Source organism: Bradyrhizobium sp. UFLA03-84, from assembly GCF_002289535.1.
Taxonomy (GTDB): domain Bacteria; phylum Pseudomonadota; class Alphaproteobacteria; order Rhizobiales; family Xanthobacteraceae; genus Bradyrhizobium; species Bradyrhizobium viridifuturi.
In genome coordinates, this window is the sequence record NZ_NSJY01000013.1 from 622,721 (window position 1) to 640,244 (window position 17,524).

At 66.2% G+C, this 17,524-nt stretch carries 16 protein-coding genes; 7 read left to right on the top strand and 9 right to left on the bottom strand.

Annotation, left to right across the window (positions count from 1 at the left end; genetic code table 11):
• Nucleotides 1–3: 3 nt before the first annotated feature.
• Complete coding sequence (locus CK489_RS17045; RefSeq protein ID WP_198960942.1) at nucleotides 4–573, bottom strand: TetR/AcrR family transcriptional regulator; 570 nt, start codon at nucleotides 571–573, stop codon at nucleotides 4–6.
• A gap of 93 nt (nucleotides 574–666) precedes the next feature.
• On the opposite strand from CK489_RS17045, the gene CK489_RS17050 reads away from it, so the two are divergent.
• From CK489_RS17050 to CK489_RS17065, 4 genes are all read left to right on the top strand, one after another.
• Nucleotides 667–981, top strand: a complete 315-nt coding sequence (locus CK489_RS17050) for a monooxygenase (RefSeq protein WP_095733050.1) — start codon at nucleotides 667–669, stop codon at nucleotides 979–981.
• A 163-nt stretch (nucleotides 982–1,144) separates the two neighbouring features.
• Complete coding sequence (locus tag CK489_RS17055) at nucleotides 1,145–2,188, top strand: aldo/keto reductase (protein WP_095733051.1); 1,044 nt, start codon at nucleotides 1,145–1,147, stop codon at nucleotides 2,186–2,188.
• A complete protein-coding gene (locus tag CK489_RS17060; protein ID WP_095733052.1) occupies nucleotides 2,185–3,039 on the top strand; it encodes an amidohydrolase family protein in 855 nt (284 codons plus the stop codon). The genes CK489_RS17055 and CK489_RS17060 overlap by 4 nt, the downstream gene beginning before the upstream one ends.
• Before the next feature lie 110 nt (nucleotides 3,040–3,149).
• Nucleotides 3,150–5,489, top strand: a complete 2,340-nt coding sequence (locus CK489_RS17065) for a Tex family protein (protein WP_095733053.1) — start codon at nucleotides 3,150–3,152, stop codon at nucleotides 5,487–5,489.
• Nucleotides 5,490–5,534: 45 nt separating this feature from the next.
• Here the strand turns inward: CK489_RS17065 and CK489_RS17070 are convergent, their stop codons facing one another.
• Nucleotides 5,535–6,998: a catalase gene (locus CK489_RS17070; protein WP_095733672.1), complete on the bottom strand. Its 1,464-nt coding sequence runs from the start codon at nucleotides 6,996–6,998 to the stop codon at nucleotides 5,535–5,537.
• Nucleotides 6,999–7,418: 420 nt separating this feature from the next.
• On the opposite strand from CK489_RS17070, the gene CK489_RS41755 reads away from it, so the two are divergent.
• From CK489_RS41755 to CK489_RS17090, 3 genes are all read left to right on the top strand, one after another.
• The gene (locus tag CK489_RS41755) at nucleotides 7,419–7,913 is read left to right on the top strand and encodes a hypothetical protein (RefSeq protein ID WP_198960943.1); all 495 of its coding nucleotides are present in this window, start codon (nucleotides 7,419–7,421) and stop codon (nucleotides 7,911–7,913) included.
• Nucleotides 7,914–8,038: 125 nt separating this feature from the next.
• Nucleotides 8,039–8,731 carry a response regulator transcription factor gene (locus CK489_RS17085; protein WP_095733056.1) on the top strand — a complete coding sequence of 231 codons (693 nt, stop codon included), beginning with the start codon at nucleotides 8,039–8,041 and terminating at the stop codon, nucleotides 8,729–8,731.
• On the top strand, nucleotides 8,718–10,091 hold the full coding sequence (locus CK489_RS17090) for a sensor histidine kinase (RefSeq protein WP_095733057.1): 1,374 nt from the start codon (nucleotides 8,718–8,720) through the stop codon (nucleotides 10,089–10,091). Before CK489_RS17085 ends, CK489_RS17090 begins: the two co-directional genes overlap by 14 nt.
• Nucleotides 10,092–10,480: 389 nt before the next feature.
• On the opposite strand, the gene CK489_RS17095 is transcribed toward CK489_RS17090, so the two are convergent.
• From CK489_RS17095 to CK489_RS17125, 7 genes are read right to left on the bottom strand one after another with little or no spacing between them, the layout of a single operon-like run.
• Nucleotides 10,481–11,107, bottom strand: coding sequence for an FMN-dependent NADH-azoreductase (locus tag CK489_RS17095; RefSeq protein ID WP_050631967.1), 627 nt, complete (start codon nucleotides 11,105–11,107; stop codon nucleotides 10,481–10,483).
• Between the two features lie 9 nt (nucleotides 11,108–11,116).
• Entirely contained in the window at nucleotides 11,117–12,688 is a 1,572-nt protein-coding gene (locus CK489_RS17100) for an isochorismatase family protein (protein WP_095733058.1), read from the bottom strand.
• A gap of 18 nt (nucleotides 12,689–12,706) precedes the next feature.
• Entirely contained in the window at nucleotides 12,707–13,555 is an 849-nt protein-coding gene (locus CK489_RS17105) for an MBL fold metallo-hydrolase (RefSeq protein WP_095733673.1), read from the bottom strand.
• Between the two features lie 51 nt (nucleotides 13,556–13,606).
• Entirely contained in the window at nucleotides 13,607–14,497 is an 891-nt protein-coding gene (locus CK489_RS17110; protein WP_095733059.1) for an amidohydrolase family protein, read from the bottom strand.
• Nucleotides 14,494–15,612 carry a vWA domain-containing protein gene (locus tag CK489_RS17115; protein ID WP_095733060.1) on the bottom strand — a complete coding sequence of 373 codons (1,119 nt, stop codon included), beginning with the start codon at nucleotides 15,610–15,612 and terminating at the stop codon, nucleotides 14,494–14,496. Before CK489_RS17115 ends, CK489_RS17110 begins: the two co-directional genes overlap by 4 nt.
• Nucleotides 15,609–16,490 carry an AAA family ATPase gene (locus tag CK489_RS17120; RefSeq protein ID WP_050631970.1) on the bottom strand — a complete coding sequence of 294 codons (882 nt, stop codon included), beginning with the start codon at nucleotides 16,488–16,490 and terminating at the stop codon, nucleotides 15,609–15,611. Before CK489_RS17120 ends, CK489_RS17115 begins: the two co-directional genes overlap by 4 nt.
• A 9-nt stretch (nucleotides 16,491–16,499) precedes the next feature.
• Entirely contained in the window at nucleotides 16,500–17,522 is a 1,023-nt protein-coding gene (locus CK489_RS17125; RefSeq protein ID WP_028333322.1) for a xanthine dehydrogenase family protein molybdopterin-binding subunit, read from the bottom strand.
• Nucleotides 17,523–17,524 lie beyond the last annotated feature (2 nt).

The following is a 17,524-nucleotide window of genomic DNA, read 5'->3' on the forward strand; positions in this document are numbered from 1 at the left end:
GCCTCAGTGATGGCTCGCCACCGCCTCGATGAACGTCGTGGCGACATCCCGCAACTGCTTGCGGCTGTAGCCGGCGCGCTCCATCACGGCCAATCCGCGCGTGAACGTCACGATGACCCGCGCCAGCCGGTTGGCATCGGCCGCGCTCCGCTTGTCCGGCGCCCGGCCGATGGCCTGGGCGATCAATTGCTCGAGCTGTGTGAGCACGCTTTGCACGCGCTGACGCACATCCGCGCTTGAGATCGCCGCGTCGAGCGCGGTGCGCGTGGTCAGGCAGCCGCGCGGCGGTGAGCCGTCGGTCATGTTGACGATGATCATGTCGAAGAAGGTCTTGAGCCCGGTCGCCGCATCGCCCTGCGCCAGCGCGTTGCCGGCGGCTTCCAGGAACTGTCCGGCATAGCGATCGAAGGCGCGCAGGAAGATCGCTTCCTTGTCGCCATAGGCATTGTAGAGGCTGCCGCGCTGTACGCCGGTGGCGGCGGCGAGGTCCTGCATGGTCGCGTCGTGCAGGCCCTTGCGCCAGAACACGTCGAGCGCGGTTGCGACCACTTCGTCCTCGTCAAACTGACGCATACCTACCATCTCGGGCCGCTCCATCGGATCATTCTTGACATCATTGTCAATATTGACGATTGTGTCAAGAATGATGTTCTGAGGGAGTTTCGAATGATCACCGCCGTCACCACGTTCAGATTGCCCAGGCCGTTCACGCGCGAGGAAGCGCGCAGCATCTTCCGGAGCACCGCGCCGCTCTATCGCGGCGTGCAGGGGCTGTTTCGCAAGACCTACGTGTTGTCCGAGGACGGCATGACCGCCGGCGGCATCTATTTCTGGAACTCGAGAGGGGAGGCGGAAGCGCTGTACACCGATGCCTGGCGCGCCCGTGCTAGGGAGAAGTATGGTGCCGATCCTGCGATCGCCTATTTCGAAAGCCCGGTGGTGGTCGACAACGTTGCCGAGCAGATTCTTGCCGACGCGTAGCTAAGGCGCTCTAACGCCGGGCTTTACGACCGTTGTGGAACCTGCGGTCGCTGGTCTGATCGCGATCATCGCTTGCGGGAGGCGCCACGCGCTACGGCTTGTGTGTGGTGTGCCCGCGAGGCTAGTCTCTCTGCAAGCAAGAAGACTGCAGGGAGCCAACAAGGTGAATCAGTACCAATCTTCAGATCCGGCACCGGCACTGCCGCGCCGCAAGCTCGGCCGCACCGGGCTTGATGTTTCCATCCTTGGCTTCGGCACCGCGCCGCTCGGCGACCTGTTCGCGCGGCTCGACGACAACGCCGCGATCGCCGCCGCGGAGCGGGCGTTTGCGCTCGGCGTCAATCTGCTGGATTCCTCGCCGCTCTATGGCCACGGCCTCGCCGAGCACCGCAGCGGTACCGCGCTGCGCCGCGTCGCGCGCGACAATGTCGTGGTCTGCACCAAGGTCGGGCGCTGGATGGATCCGTTCCACGGCCGCGGCGACGGCTCCAATTTCGTAGGCGGCGCGCCGCACCGTGCGGTGTTCGACTATTCCTATGACGGCACGATGCGTTCGGTCGAGCAGTCGCTGCTACGGCTCGGCACCGATCGCATCGACCTGCTCCTGATCCACGACGTCGACGTCTGGACCCATGGTGCTGATGCCATCGAGGCGCGGTTTCGCGAAGCCATGGACGGCGCCTATGTCGCGCTCGACAAGCTCCGCGCCGAGCGCGTGGTCAAAGGCATCGGGATCGGCGTCAACGAGGCCGACATGTGCGTGCGCTTCGCCAAAGCCGGAACGTTCGATACCATGCTGCTTGCCGGCCGCTATTCGCTGCTGGAGCAGCCGGCGCTCGCCGAATTCCTGCCGCTGGCGGAGCAGCAGGGCATCGGCATGATGCTCGGTGGCGTGTTCAATTCCGGCATCCTGGCGACCGGCGCGGTGGCCGGCGCCAAGTATAATTACAAGGACGCGCCGCCGGATGTGATGCAGAAGGTCGCCGCGATCGAGCGCGTCTGCCGCGCCCATGGCGTGGCGCTGCCGACCGCCGCCCTGCATTTCGCGCTGGGCCATCCGGCGGTCGCGAGCCTCGTGCTCGGCGCGCAGACCCCGCAGGAGGTCGAGCGCAACGTCGCCGCCTTGTCGTCGCCGGTGCCCGCGGCGTTGTGGCGCGACCTCAAGAGTGAGAGGCTGCTCGACCAGCATGCGCCGGTGCCGGCATGATGCGGATCGACGCCCATCAGCACATCTGGACCTTGGCGCGCGCCGACTATGGCTGGCTGACGCCCGAGCGCGGACCGATCTATCGCGACTTCGGCCTGGCCGATCTCGCGCCGCATCTGGCCGCCGCCGGCATCGGCGGCACCATCCTGGTGCAGGCCGCACCGACTGAAGCCGAGACCGCATTCATGCTTGACGTCGCCAAGGGCGCCGAGCAGGTGCGCGGCGTGGTCGGCTGGATCGACTTCGATGCGCCCGATGCCGCGGCGCGCGTCGATGCCGTCGCCGGGCGCGAACTGCTGGTCGGCCTGCGGCCCATGGTGCAGGACATCGCCGATGACGACTGGCTGTTGCGGCCGGAGCTGGCGGCGCCGCTCGAGGCCATGGCGCGGCATGACCTGGTATTCGACGCGCTGGTGCTGCCGCGCCATTTTCCGCGGCTGGTCCAGCTGGTCGACCGGCACCCGGATCTGCAATTCGTGCTCGATCATTTCGGCAAGCCGCACCTCGCCACCGGCGACATCGCGGGCTGGAAGGATGACATTGCAGATCTGGCAACCCGATCCAACGTCGTCTGCAAGCTGTCGGGGCTGGCAACCGAGGCGGCGGCGAACTGGCAGGTCAAGGATTTGCGCGAGGCCGTCGATCATGCACTGGCCTGCTTCGGTCCGCAGCGGATGCTGTGGGGCAGCGACTGGCCTGTCGTCAATCTCGCGGGCGGCTATGCGCAATGGTTCGCGGCCGCCGAGACCTTGCTGGCTGATTTGTCAAGTGACGCGAAGGCTGCGATTTTCGGCGGCAATGCGGCGCGCATCTATTTGTCAAGCCGCGGGCGGCCGACATCCCTGAAATAGATTGCCGCCTGCGCCTCATTTGATCCACAGCGCGCCTTGATGAATCAATCCGGGATGGTTCATAAGCGGCGTCCGCGCCATGTGCGGCGCGAGGATTCAGAGAGACGAGCGTGGCAAAGATTCATCATCAGATTGCGCAGGAGCTTAGGGTTCGCGACGAGCAGGTCGAGGCGGCGGTGACGCTGCTTGACGGCGGCGCCACGGTGCCGTTCATCGCGCGATACCGCAAGGAGCTCACTGGTGCGCTTGATGACGCGCAGCTGCGCACGCTGGAAGAGCGGCTGACCTATCTGCGCGAGCTCGAGGAGCGCCGCACCGCGGTGCTCAACTCGATCCGCGAGCAGGGCAAGCTCGATGCCGCGCTCGAAGCCCAGATCATGGCCGCCGACAGCAAGGGCCGGCTGGAAGACATCTATCTGCCGTACAAGCCGAAGCGCCGCACCAAGGCCGAGATAGCCAAGGAAGCGGGCCTCGAGCCGCTCGCCGATCAGCTGCTGACCAAGCCCGAGAGCGATCCGAACGAAGCCGCCGCGCCGTTCGTCAATGCCGAGAAGCAGGTCGCCGACGTTGTCGCCGCGCTGGACGGCGCGCGCGCCATCCTGGTCGAGCGCTTCGCCGAGGATGCCGACCTGATCGGCGCGCTGCGCGAGGAGATGTGGTCGAACGGCATCATGGCCTCGACCGTCCGTACCGGCAAGAAGACCGAGGGTGAGAAGTTCAAGGACTATTTCGACTTCTCCGAGCCGTTGCCGAAGCTGCCGTCGCACCGCATCCTGGCGCTGTTTCGCGGCGAGAAGGAGGAGATCCTCGACCTCGCGATCAAGCCGGAGGCCGAGGCGCCGGCCGTCGGCGTGCCCGGTCTCTACGAGCTCAGGATCATGAACCGTTTTGCGATCTCCAACCAGGGACGCAAGGGCGACAAATGGCTGACCGAGACGGTGCGCTGGGCCTGGCGCACCAAGATCCAGATTCACCTCAATATCGATTTGCGGCTGCGGCTGTGGACCGCGGCCGAGACCGAGGCGGTGCGCGTGTTCGCCTCCAACCTGCGTGATCTGCTGCTGGCGGCGCCGGCCGGTCCGCGCGCCACCATGGGCCTCGACCCCGGCTATCGCACCGGCGTCAAGGTCGCGGTGATCGATGCGACCGGCAAGGTGGTGGCGCACACCGCGATCTTCCCGCACGAGCCGCAGCGGCGCTGGGACGAGGCGCTCGCCATTCTCGGCAAGCTCGCGATCGAGCATGGCGTCGAGCTGATCGCGATCGGCAACGGCACCGCCTCGCGCGAAACCGACAAGCTCGCCGCCGAGCTCGTCAAGCGCCTGCCCGAGCGCAAGATGACCAAGATCGTGGTCTCCGAAGCCGGCGCGTCGGTCTATTCGGCCTCCGCCTTTGCCTCGAACGAGTTGCCCGATCTCGACGTCACCATTCGCGGCGCGGTCTCGATCGCGCGGCGCCTGCAGGATCCGCTCGCCGAGCTGGTCAAGATCGATCCGAAGGCGATCGGCGTCGGCCAATACCAGCACGATCTCGGCGAGGCCAAGCTGGCGCGCTCGCTCGACGCCGTGGTGGAAGACTGCGTGAACGCGGTCGGCGTCGATGCCAACACCGCCTCGGTGCCGCTGCTCTCGCGGGTGTCAGGTATCGGCGCTGGGCTGGCGCAAAGCATCGTGCAGCACCGCGATGCCAACGGCCCGTTCAAGTCGCGCAAGGCGCTGAAGGACGTGCCGCGGCTCGGGCCGAAGGCGTTCGAGCAGTGCGCCGGCTTCCTGCGCATCAGCAATGGCGAAGACCCGCTCGATTCATCCGGCGTGCATCCGGAAGCCTATCCGGTGGTGCGCCGCATCCTCGAGGCGACCAAAAGCGACATCAAGGCGCTGATCGGCAACGCCGACATGGTGCGCGGGCTGAAGCCGCAATCCTTCGTCGACGACACCTTCGGTCTGCCGACCGTCACCGACATTCTGCGCGAGCTGGAAAAGCCCGGCCGCGACCCGCGTCCGGCATTCAAGGCGGCGGTGTTCAAGGAAGGCGTCGAGGAGGTCAAGGACCTCAAGAAGGGCATGATCCTCGAGGGCACCGTGACGAACGTCGCCGCCTTCGGCGCCTTCGTCGATATCGGCGTGCATCAGGACGGGCTCGTACACATCTCCGCGATGTCGCGCAATTTCATCAAGGACCCGCGCGAGGTGGTGAAGCCGGGCGACATCGTCAAGGTCAAGGTTCTGGACGTCGAGGTCGCGCGCAAGCGCATCGCATTGACGCTTCGGCTTGACGACGAGATCGGGCCGAAGAAGGACAATGCCGGACCGTCGCGCGATTTCTCGCGCGGCTCGGCCAAGATGACATCGTCGGCGCCGCGTCGTCCGCAGGAGCAGTCCGGCGGCGGCGCGCTCGCCGACGCGCTGCGTCGCGCGGCCGAGAAGAGCGGGCGCGGCAAGCCGACCTGAGAGCAGACCAGGGCGGCGAGCCGTACTCGTCGCCGCTCATTTCCGTTACAGCTTTCCGGCCGTGAACCGGGCGAGCGCAGCCGCGACGCCCTGGCCGTAGGCCGGATCGGCCTTGCTGCAGTTCGCAACATGCCGTTCCTGGATGTGCTTCGACGCCTGGCCGACCTGGCGCGCGGTGTTGTCGAACAGCGCCTGCCTCTGTGCAGCGTTCATCTTGCGGAACAGGTCACCCGGCTGCCGCCAGTGGTCCTCATCCACGCGATGATCCCAATGTGCGGCTGCGCCTGAGACTTCGAGCGGCGGCTCGTTCAGCTGCGGCTGGTCGGTCCACTCGCCGTGACTGTTCGGCCAGTAAGTCAGCGTCGCGCCGAGATTGCCGTCGGTGCGCATGGCGCCGTCGCGGTGATAGCTGTGGAACGGGCATTTCGGCGCGTTGACCGGGATCTGATGGTGGTTGACGCCGAGCCGGTAGCGCTGCGCGTCGCCGTATGAGAACAGGCGGGCTTGCAGCATCTTGTCCGGCGAGTAGCCGATGCCGGGTACGACATTGGCGGGCGTGAACGCCGCCTGCTCGACCTCGGCGAAGAAGTTCTCCGGGTTGCGGTTGAGCTCGAAGTATCCGACCTCGATCAGAGGGTAGTCCGCCTTTGGCCACACCTTGGTCAGATCGAACGGGTTGAACGGGAATGCCTTGGCCTGCGCGTCCGTCATCACCTGGATGAACAGCGTCCAGCGCGGGAAATCGCCGCGCTCGATGCTGTTGAACAGATCGCGCTGATGACTTTCGCGGTCCTTGCCGACCAGCGCCTCGGCCTCGGCATCGGTCAGGTTCTCGACGCCCTGCCGGGTGCGGAAATGGAATTTCACCCAGACGCGCTCGTTGTTGGCGTTGATCATGCTGTAGGTGTGGCTGCCGAAGCCGTGCTGGTGACGGAAGCTCCTGGGGATACCGCGCTCGCTCATCACGATGGTGACCTGATGCAGCGCTTCCGGCAGCAGCGTCCAGAAATCCCAGTTCATGTCGGGATCGCGCACCCCCGTGCGCGGATGCCGCTTGATCGCGTGGTTGAGGTCGATGAAGCGCAGGGGATCGCGGAAGAAGAACACCGGCGTGTTGTTGCCGACCACGTCCCAATTGCCTTCGTCGGTGTAGAATTTCAGCGCGAAGCCGCGGATGTCGCGCTCGGCGTCCGCCGCGCCGCGCTCGCCGGCCACCGTCGAGAACCGCGCGAACATCGGCGTCTGCTTGCCGATCGCCGAGAAGATGCTGGCCTTGGTATAGCGCGTGATGTCGTGGGTCGCGGTGAAGGTGCCGTGCGCGCCGGCGCCCTTGGCGTGCATGCGTCGCTCAGGGATCACCTCGCGGTGAAAATGCGCGAGCTTTTCGATCAGCCAGACATCCTGCAAAAGCGCCGGCCCGCGCGGCCCCGCCGTCATGATGTTCACATTGTCGGCAACGGGCGCGCCGGAAGCGTGGGTCAGGAACGGTCTCTTGGTCTCGTCGCTCATCGAAAGCTCCTTGCTGGAAGTCGGCACTCGTGGTCCCGGCTCTGAGGGAAGCCGGTGAAAGACGATTGCGTTACGGCCGGCGCGATGAGGAGGCCCGGTGATCGACAAATTGTGAACCGGATCTGAAATCCCGCCGCGACGACGTCGTTTCCTGGATAAGCCCAGGGTTAAGAAATCGGGGGGATCGATTCAACGCGCGCTACCCGCTGATTCCAGCCAAATGTCCGTCGATCTCGGCCAACGCGGTTGCGGCCCGCGATCCGGTCATTTGCTGCGCATGCCGACGCGCTCGCCAATCCTAAACCCGGTGTCAGAATCTGGCGCATTTGTCAGTTGAAGTTGGCCGCCCGCCTGCGTCTTCTGATCATGCTCGCGTGCGGCGATGCGAAGTTCGCCGCGGTCCCAATCAGGGAGGATTTGATGAAGAGCAGACTTCTCACGTGTCTCACGGCGGCGACACTCGCTGTCAGCGTTGCGCTCGCACCCGCGGCTCTTGCCAGAGGCGGCGGTGGCGGCGGCGGCGGCGGACATGGTGGCGGCGGTGGGTTCGGTGGCGGCCACGGCGGTGGCTTTGGTGGCGCCATGGGTGGCGGCATGCATGGCGGCGGTTTCGGCGGTATGCATGGCGGCGGCGCGGCGTTCGCTGCCATGGGCGGTGGCGGGCATTTTGCCGGCGGACATTTCGGTGGCGCGCGCTTCGCCGGTGCACCGGCGTTCGGGCCGCGGTTTGCCGGCGCCGGATTCCACGGCGGACGTTTCTTCCATCACGGCGGCTTCTTCCATCACCACCGCTTCCATCGCTTTGCGTTCTTCGGCGGGCCTTTCGTCTATGCCGATTACTACGACGGCTGTTACCGCAGGGTATGGACGTCCTATGGCCTGCAGTGGGTCAATGTGTGCGGGGACTATTGGTGATCGCCCAACCGTCCGCACCGTTGTCGCGGCCGTCGCCAGACGTTCCATCCAGCCCCGGAATGGGATAGTCTGGCGGCGACCGTCGCGGGGCGCTCGGGGGCTGAGAACTCGGAGAGTTCAAGAGTATGACCGGAGCTCACCGCCGCATTCTCGTCGTCGAGGACGATCCGGAGACCGCGGGTCAGCTCGTCGATGAGCTCACCACCAGCGGCTACGACGTGGATCTGGCCGCGAACGGCCGCGAGGCGCTGAGCCAGGGAGCGGCGCGCGACTATGCCGTGATCACGATCGATCGCATGCTGCCCGACATCGACGGCATCACGGTGATGCGTCAGATGCGCGACGACGGCATCGCAGTGCCGTTCCTGATCATCAGCGCGCTCGGCGAGGTCGATGACCGCGTGCGTGGATTGCGCGCCGGTGGTGACGACTATCTGGTCAAGCCGTTCTCCTTTGTCGAGCTCTTGGCACGGCTGGAGGCGCTCGGCCGCCGCAGCGAGACCGTTGCCAAGGAGACCATCCTGCGGGTCGGCGATCTCGCGGTCGATCTGATCGCGCGGACCGCGAGCCGCCGCGGCCGCAAGATTCCACTGCTGCCGAAGGAATTCCAGCTGCTCGAATATCTCGCGCGCAACGAAGGCCGCGTGGTGTCGCGCGCCATGCTGCTGCAGCACGTGTGGGATCTGCACTTCGATCCCTCGACCAACATCATCGACGTCTATGTCGGACGGGTGCGCCGCAAGGTCGACGACCAGCAAGCCTATCCGCTGATCCACACGATCCGCGGCATCGGGTACTGCCTCCGTGCTCCTGGCTAAAACCCTCCGGTCGTCGACGTTCCGCCTGGCCTTGATCGCCATCGGCGTCTTCGGCCTGATCGTGTCCGCGATCTTCGCCTATGTCTATTGGTCGACGCTGTCCTATGTGCGCGACAGGTCCGACCGCGCGATCATGACCGAGCAGGCAAGCCTCGACGATGCCTATGCGCGGTCCGGCCGCGATGGCCTGACCGCGTTGATCGCGCAACGCATCGCAGACAAGGCCTTTGCCGACCATGTCTATCTGCTGGCCGGCGCCGGCTCGGCGGTGTTGGCAGGCAATCTCAAGCAGTGGCCGGTGGAGGCGGCCGGGCAGGGATGGGCCGAATTCCGGGTCTCGCTGCCGCAGCTCTCGACGGGAACCTCGCTGGCGCGCGTGGTGACGGAGACCTTGTCGAACGGCGACCGGTTGCTGGTCGGCCGCGACATCAGCGATCTCGATAGCTTCATGGCGCAGATCAGGGCCGCGGGCATCGCGGTCGTCGTGCTGATCATCGTGCTTGCCGCAGCCGCCAGCATCGGGGTCACGCGGCGGACGGTCGGCCGGATCGAATCGATCAATGCGACCAGTCGCGCCATCATGCTCTCCGGTCTCGACCAGCGCATCCCGCTCCATGGCAGCCATGACGAATGGGATCGCGTCGCCGAGAATCTCAATCTGATGCTGGATCGCATCCAGACCCTGATGGGGGACGTCAAGCAGGTCAGCGAGAACATCGCCCACGACCTGCGCACGCCGCTGACCCGGATGCGCGGGCGTCTGGAGAAGGCCTACCATGCCACACGCAACGCGGAGGGCGATGCGGCGCTGATCGGCGACACCATCGCCGATCTCGACGCGGTGCTCGGGATGTTCGCGTCGATCACGCGGATCTCGGAGATCGAGACGCGGGCCCGCAAGGGCGCGTTTCGCATCGTCAATCTCGTCGAGATCGCAGGCGAGGTGGTCGAGCTCTACGATGCCGCGGCCGAGGAGGTGACCACCCATCTCGACCTCGCCGGTGATCCGGCCGTGCTGGTCACCGGCGATCGCGACCTGCTGTTCGACGCCATCGCCAATCTCGTCGACAACGCCATCAAGCACGGCCGCCCGGGCGGAAGGGTGACCGTGACCTGCGACAATGACGAAAGCGGACCGGTGATCTCGGTCGCCGATGATGGCCCCGGTATTCCGGCCGACCAGCACGACCGCGTCTTCAAGCGCTTCTACCGGCTCGAGCAGAGCCGCTACACGCCGGGCAATGGCCTCGGCCTCAGCCTGGTCGCGGCGGTCGCCAGCCTGCACGGCGCGAGGATCGAATTGCGCGACAGTGCGCCGGGGTTGTTGTGCAGGCTCGTCTTTCCCGCCGCGGAAACGTAGAAACGTAGGGTGGTGACGGCGGAGGAACTCTTCGCCGGGTGCGCGCCGCCAAAATATCGAAAACAACCCCATGCAAAGGAGCGGGCCGCTGCCGGCGTTCGATCAGGCAACTTGACATGTCGGGCAAATCAGGAATACTATTCTAATATTCCGAAATCGTGCAAATGCCGTCTTGTAAGCGCCTCTCGCCAAGCAGAGTCGGCGTCGCGAGGCATGCTGAAGCGTGAGTCACAGGCCGTGCAACACATTCGACGTCGTCCTGGCGAAGGCCAGGACCCATTACCCCAAATCTCAATTGTTGCGTGACGCTGGGGATGCGATCCCGCTTGTCACCGAAAGCGGTGGTTATGGGTCCTGGCTTTCGCCAGGACGACGGCGGTATTAACAGCTCAAAACCGCGCCGCCATCTCCGCGAGCCTGCGGTGCGCCGCGTCGCGGGCGGCACGGATCGGCTCCGCGGGCCCGGTGGTCGGGCCGATCGGCACGAAGCGCGTGTCGTTGATGCCGATGAAGCGCAGCACCTCGCGCAGATAGGGCGTCGCCATGTCGATGCGGCCGCGGTTCATGCCGGTGACGAAGTCGCTGCCGCTGGCCAGGATCACGACCGCGGGGCGGTCCTTGAGCAGCGGCAGATAGCCTAGCGCCGGATCGAAGCGAAAGGTCAGCCCGGGCTGGATGATGACGTCGAGCCACTGCTTGAGCTTGTAGGGAATCGAAAAGTTCCACATCGGTGTCGAGATCAGCACGCGATCGGCCAGCGACAACCGCAGCGCGAGGCGTTCGGCGACCGCGAACGCGTCGTGCTGCGAATTGGTGAAGCTCTTGCCGCCGATCCGGGCGTATTTGGCCTCGAGCAGATAGCCTTCGAATTCCGGCAGCGGCTCCCGCCACAGGTTCATCGCGTCGATCTCCCAGTCCGGGCGCGCCTTGCGGAAACTCTCCACAAAGACGCGTGCGCCGGCCGCCGATTCCGAATCGGCGCGGGGAGAGCAGGCAAGATGCAGCAGCTTCGGCACCGCGCCTCCTCAGCCGAGCGCCTTGATGACGGTGTCGGCGTTGGTCACGACGGAGACGTTCTGGAGGGCAAAATTGATCGCGGCGTTGTGCCAGTCGGCGTTCATGGTCGAGCAGCAATCCTCCGGCACGATCATGAAATAGCCCTTGTCGGCGCCGGTGCGCGCGGTGTGCTCGACCGACATGTTAGTCCAGGCCCCGGTGTTGATGATCATGTCGCGACCCGTGGCCTTCAGGATGGTTTCCAGCCGCGTGCCTTCCCAGGCGCTCATCCGCATCTTCTCGACCACGAAGTCGCCCGGGCGCGGCTCGAGGCCGGAGACCGGCGCCGCGCCCCAGCTGCCGCGCACCATCGCCTTGCTGTCGACCAGTCCCTCGAACAACGGCGCGTTCAGCGTGACGCCGGGCGCGCCCGGCTCGACCACGAACCAGACATGGATGATGGCGACGCCGCGCGCCCGCGCAGCCTCGGCGACGCGGCGGACATTCTCGATGACATGCTGCTGGCGCGCATGCGCAGGCGCCCCGGACTCGGCGAATGCGCCGCCGTCCATGATGACGTCGTTCTGCATGTCCTGGATGATCATCGCGCAGCGCTGCGGATCGAGCTGCATCTCGCCAGCGTTCAGGTTCGGCGCGGGCGTGGACGATGCGGCGCCGGTGCTGCCGCGCTTCCCGCTCATATAGGGTTCGTTGCGCGGCCCGACCTTGGTCGGGATCGCATAGACCGAATGGGTCGCGGTCAGATAGAGGGTGCGGAAATCGGCGCCGCCCCAGGCGAGATTGGCGACCAGCTCGGGCAGGCGAACCTTGCCGAGCAGGTCGCCTCCGGGCGAATAGACCCAGACGCCTCCGGGCGCGGTGACCCAGACATTGCCGCGCTGGTCGCATTTCATGCCGTCGGGCAGGCCAGGCTCGAGCTCGGAGCGGATGCCGGAGGCGAACACGCGCGGATTGGTCAGCGTGCCGTCGGCGCTGACATCGAAGGCGCGGACCAGCGCCTGCACGGTGTCGTTGACGTAGAGGATGCGCTCGTCGGGCGAGAAGCACAGTCCGTTCGGCTGCTCGAACAGATAGCGGTCGACCAAGAGCTTCGGCGCGCCGCCGCCCGGCGGCACGCGATAGACGCCCTGGAAGCCGAGCTGGCGCGGCCGTTCGACACCATAGACCGGCATCCGGCCGTACCAGGGATCGGAGAAATAGATCGCGCCCGAGGAATGAACGCAGACGTCGTTCGGGCTGTTCAGCTCCTGGTTTTCGTAATGCGAGGCCAATACCTCGCGCCGCCCGTCCGGCCGCTCGCGGATCAGCGAAGATGTGGCGTGCTCGCAGACGATCAAATTGAGGTCCGCGTCATAGGTCATGCCGTTGCATTTGTTCGATGGGCGCTTGACCTCGACCACGCCGCGCCGCGCATCCCAGCGCCGGCGTACATCGCCGGGCATGTCGGAGAACAGCAGAAAGTGATCGACCGGATGCCAGATTGGCCCCTCCGTGAAATCGAAGCCGGTGCCGACCTGGCCGACCGGCGCGTAGGGATCGATCAGGTCTTCGAATTCACTGCGCAGCGTGACATGCGTCATCGTGACGGGCCTTCGCGGTTATGCCGGGAACCAGCTACGTTGCGGCAGGCTCTGCACGACAGGCCCGGGCACCTGGTCATGCAGCCGGCCGACCACCATGCCGCCTTCGATCTTGGCCGGGCGATCATGCACCGGCAGCAGGTAGCGCGAGCCAGCGAGCAACTTCTTGATCGACGCCTTCTCGGCTCGCTTGCTGGTGCCGTGGTTGCCGGTGGTGCGCGGCTCGGCATCGTGGATTTCGTTGAACGGATTGATGATCTGGTCGTTGAAGTCGTAGATCACGTCGCCACAGATCGTCGCGATGCCGTCGGCGGTGTGGACGTGGATGTTCATCGATCCCTCGGTATGGGCGTTGGCGGCATCGCAATAGACGCCCGGCATCAGCTCGACCGGACCGGTGATCTCGAGATCGAGGAAGCGCAGCGCGCTCTTGGTGTGCAGGCGGTCGATCAGATGCTTGATGTCGGGCGCCGGGTATTGCGGGTGCATCAGGCCGGAGACCGAGTATTCCAGCTCCTTGCGGTTGACCACGACGGTCGTGTTCATCGGGAACAGATCGTCCTTGCCGGCATGGTCGATGTGCAGATGGGTGTGGCAGACGAAGCGGACGTCGCCCATGCGCACGCCGTGGCGGGCGAGCTGGTTCTCGATCATGTTCTCATGGAACTGGAGCCCGCGCATCCCGAGCGTCTCCATGATCTGGTTGGAGCGGTAGCCGGTGTCGACCAGCACAGGATAGGGTCCGCCGAGGATCAAGAAGCCGAGCGTCAGCACGCGGCGGGTGCGGCCGCAATTATGCCCGAGCACGAGGAAGCTCGATTCCAGCTCGATATCGCCATAGTCCAGAATCTTGATCTCCAACGGCATCGCCATCCCTCCAAATTCGTGTTCGTTGTCCTGTTCGTGCTCGCGGCGCGGCTATGGCTCCAGCCGATAGACCCGCGCCGCCGTCGTGCTGAAGATCGCCGCGCGTTGCTCCCGGCTGAGCCGTTCGGCGGCCGCCTTGAAGGCATCGATCAGATCGCGGTAGCTGGTCCACAGCTTCTCGATCGGAAAGTTGGAGCCGAACAGGCAGCGATCCGCGCCGAAGATCGCAACCGTATCGGTCATGACGCCGGCAATATGCGCGGCATCGTTGCGGTGGATGAAGGTGCCGAGCCCCGACAGCTTCGACACCACGTTGGGGCATTGCGCCAGCCGGGCCATGCCGGCGCGCCAGGTGGCGCGACCTTGCGGCGACAGGTCCTCCAGCATGCCGGCGTGCTGCAGGATGAAGGTCACGTCGGGACAGGCTGCGGCGAGCCCGGCCGCCTCAGTCATCTGCGGCGCGAACACCTGCAGGTCAAAGCTCCAGCCATAGTCGGCGAGGTGGCCGACATTGCGCCGGATCACGGGATCGCCGCAGAGATCGGGCCGTGCCGCGAAGCGATACAGTGGGTTCTCGTGCCAGTGCAGCTGCATGCGCACGCCGCGCACCAGCGGATAGCGCTTCAATCGATCCAACTGCGGCCGGACATCGTCGACGGAAAAATCGGCATAGGCGACCAGGGCGTGCGGCCAGCCGTGCTGATCGGCGGTCTGCTGCACCCAGGCCGCCTCGTCCTCGAATTGGCCGTTCGGCCAGTTGGTCTGGACATAGACCGAGCGGGTGACGCCGGTGCCCTTGAGATCGTCGAGATATTCCTCAATCGGATAGTCGCGGCGGATCGGCTCGTAGGGGCCGAAGATGCGCGGCTGCATCGGGCCGGACAGCCAAGCGAGATCGGCCTGACGCCAGATGTGATGATGTCCGTCGACGATGCCGGTCACGCAGCTCTCCTTGTTGCAAGCGACAGCAGATGCGCGACCACAGCCGCACTCGATCCGCCGTCCACGAGATCGTCGACGAAGCGCTGGATCGCGATCAGCGCCTCGGTTTGCGGCTTGAAGCCGGCTGCGGTCGCGAGCGGTGTCAGCCAGCTCACGCGCCAGGCCCGGCGCGACAGCTTTGCAACGGCATCGCGCAACGCGGCCGGATCGCCGCGCTCGAGGCCGTCGGAGACGATCACGACCGCGGCGCCGCGGGCATATCCGCCGAACCGCGGCACCGCGAGGAAGGCCTGCAACGCATCGCCGATCCTTGTGCCGCCGTCCCAATCGCTGACAAGGAACGAAGCTGCGCTCAGCGCCTGCTCGCGTCGCTTCAGCCGCAGCGCCGGCGTAACGCGGGTCAGCCGCGTGCCGAACGTGAACACTTCGACATTGCCAGCCGCCTGCACCAGCGCATGCGCAAGCCGCATGTTCTCCTCGGTACGCGCCTTCATCGAGCCGGAGACGTCGATCAGCAGCAGGATCTTGCGCGGTCGCTGGCGGCGGCGCATCCGCCCGAGCCGCAGCACCTCGCCGTCATTGCGTACGCTCTCGCGCAGCGTGCGGCGCAGATCGGCGAACGGACCGCTGCGCGCATGGCGTCGCCGGTGGCCGCGCCTTCGCGGCAATCGCCGTGCCGCTTCGCGTGACAGTTTTCGCAGCGGATCGCTGGTCGCGGTCTGCGCGAAACGGCGTTCGACCAATGCTTCGGCTCGTGCCGCGGCGAGGCCGGATTCGTTGGCCTCGTCGGCGAGCGGCGGCTCGTCCTCGCCGCGCCCTTCCTCCTGCAGGCGGACGGTCTCCTCGTCCTCGCCCTCGGCCTGCTCGATCGCCTCGGCGCCGCGGAAATGGATGTCGAACAGCCGGTCATAGGTCGCGCGGCGCTCTGGCGGCGGCGCCAAGGTGGCAAGCCCGGCCTGGCGGATGTGCTCCAGGCTCCGAGGGCCGAGCAGCTCAATTGAGGCCAGGAAGCTCGTCGTCTGCTCCGGCGCGACCGAGAAGCCGTTGGCGCGCAAGAGCGCGACAAAGGAGACGAAGATCCGCGCGGCACGCGGTAGCTCGAGATCGTCGTTCATGCGGCCGCCTCCGCGATGATCGCATCGAGCCGGGGCGAGATGAAATGCAGATCCTCCTCGTCCTTCAGCGCGACGCCGATCGAACGCTTGAAGGCGTCCGGCCAGCGCGCGCCGCCCTTGTGCAGCAAGGTTGCGGCCTCCGCCCAATCGACCGCTTCGGCAATGCCCGGCGCCTTGCTAAGCGGCTCGCGGCGCAGTCGGCCGACCGCGGCGACCACGGCGCGGGCGGTGGCTTCGGCGACGCTGGAGGCGCGCATCATCACGATCCGCGCCTCGCGCTCGGCGTTCGGATAGTCTATCCAGTGATAGACGCAGCGCCGCCGCAGCGCCTCGTGCAGGTCGCGGGTCCGGTTCGATGTCAGCACCACGACGGGATGCTCGGCCGCTCGGATCGTGCCGCGCTCCGGGATCGAGATCTGGAAGTCGGACAGGAATTCGAGCAGGAAGGCTTCGAACTCCTGATCGGCGCGATCGATTTCGTCGATCAAGAGCACGGTCGCATCGGGCGCGCGCAATGCGGCGAGCATCGGCCGCTCAATCAGAAACGACTCGCCGTAGATGTCGATGCTCTCCTCGCCGGCCTGCCGGATCGCCAGCATCTGGCGCGGATAGTTCCATTCGTAAAGCGCCGCCGAAGCGTCGATGCCCTCGTAGCATTGCAGCCGGATCAGGCGGCGGCCGAGCACGGCGGCGATCGCCTTCGCGGCCTCGGTCTTGCCGACTCCAGGCGCGCCCTCGAGCAGCAGCGGCTTGCCGAGCGCGAGCGCGAGATAGGAAGCGGTCGCGATGCCGTCGTCGGCGAGGTAATAGGCTGCGCGCAGCGCCTTCTCCAGCGCCTCGGGGCTGTCGATGCCGACGATGTTGCTGCGAACCGGCATATCAGAACCTCAGCGCCGCGGCTGCGGCCGCGCGCCGCCCTGCGCCTTGATCGCGCGCAGCACCTTCTCCGGCGTGATCGGCAGATCGTCGATCCGCACTCCGACCGCGTTGAAGATCGCGTTGGCGACCGCAGGCAGCACCGGATTGGCGCACATCTCGCCCGGCCCCTTGGCACCGAACGGACCATCGGGCGCGGGACGTTCCAGCACCGCGATGTCGTGCGGGCAGATGTCGCCGGGTCCCGGCATCAGATACTCGACGAAGTCGCGCGGGCCATGCACCGGCTCCGGATAATAGGGCTCCGGCGTCTCGTAGAGCGCGTGGCTGACGCCCATCCAGGCGCCGCCGACCAGCTGCTGCTCGACCAGCCGCGGATTGAGCGCGCGGCCGAGCTCATAGGCCGAGTCCATCCTGACCATGTCGACCTCGCCGGTCTCGTCGTCGACCTCGACCTCGGCGACCAGGCAGGCATGCGCGTAGCACGTCGCCGGAGACATCTCGCCGGTCTCGGGATCGACGTCGGACAGCGGCACCAGGAAGATGCCGCGGCCGGAGATCGTCTTGCCCTGCTTGAACTGGGCGGCGATCGCGACGTCCTTGGTGGAGATCGAGCGGTGCGGCGCGCCCTTGACATGGATGTTGCCGCGGCCGTCGGTCTCGAGGTCGGCGGCATTGACCTCCAGCTCCTCGGCGGCAGCTTCCATCATCACGCCGCGGGCCTCGCGCGCCGCCGCCATCACGGCGTTGCCGACGCGATGGGTGCCGCGCGAGGCGAACGAGCCCATGCAGTGCGGGCCGGTGTCGGAATCCGCAGTGTCGACATAGACGTCCTCGACCGGCACGCCGAGCGTCTCGGCGCAGATCTGCCGCGTCACCGACTTCATGCCCTGGCCGAGATCGATCGAGGACAGCGCCACGGTGAACTTGCCGCTCGGGTTGGAGTGCACCAGCGCCTGGCTCGGATCGCCGCCGAGATTCATGCCGATGGGATAATTGACCGACGCGATGCCGCGTCCGCGATGCCTTGTCATGG

Bases quoted from the DNA above. Each gene is read 5' to 3' on its own strand.
- CK489_RS17060 (WP_095733052.1), top strand. From the start codon at position 2,185: ATGATGCGGATCGACGCCCATCAGCACATCTGGACCTTGGCGCGCGCC.
- CK489_RS17045 (WP_198960942.1), bottom strand. From the start codon at position 573: ATGCGTCAGTTTGACGAGGACGAAGTGGTCGCAACCGCGCTCGACGTG.
- CK489_RS17105 (WP_095733673.1), bottom strand. From the start codon at position 13,555: ATGCCGTTGGAGATCAAGATTCTGGACTATGGCGATATCGAGCTGGAA.
- CK489_RS41755 (WP_198960943.1), top strand. From the start codon at position 7,419: ATGAAGAGCAGACTTCTCACGTGTCTCACGGCGGCGACACTCGCTGTC.
- CK489_RS17085 (WP_095733056.1), top strand. From the start codon at position 8,039: ATGACCGGAGCTCACCGCCGCATTCTCGTCGTCGAGGACGATCCGGAG.
- CK489_RS17070 (WP_095733672.1), bottom strand. From the start codon at position 6,998: ATGAGCGACGAGACCAAGAGACCGTTCCTGACCCACGCTTCCGGCGCG.
- CK489_RS17125 (WP_028333322.1), bottom strand. From the start codon at position 17,522: ATGACAAGGCATCGCGGACGCGGCATCGCGTCGGTCAATTATCCCATC.
- CK489_RS17100 (WP_095733058.1), bottom strand. From the start codon at position 12,688: ATGACGCATGTCACGCTGCGCAGTGAATTCGAAGACCTGATCGATCCC.
- CK489_RS17115 (WP_095733060.1), bottom strand. From the start codon at position 15,612: ATGAACGACGATCTCGAGCTACCGCGTGCCGCGCGGATCTTCGTCTCC.
- CK489_RS17050 (WP_095733050.1), top strand. From the start codon at position 667: ATGATCACCGCCGTCACCACGTTCAGATTGCCCAGGCCGTTCACGCGC.
- CK489_RS17120 (WP_050631970.1), bottom strand. From the start codon at position 16,490: ATGCCGGTTCGCAGCAACATCGTCGGCATCGACAGCCCCGAGGCGCTG.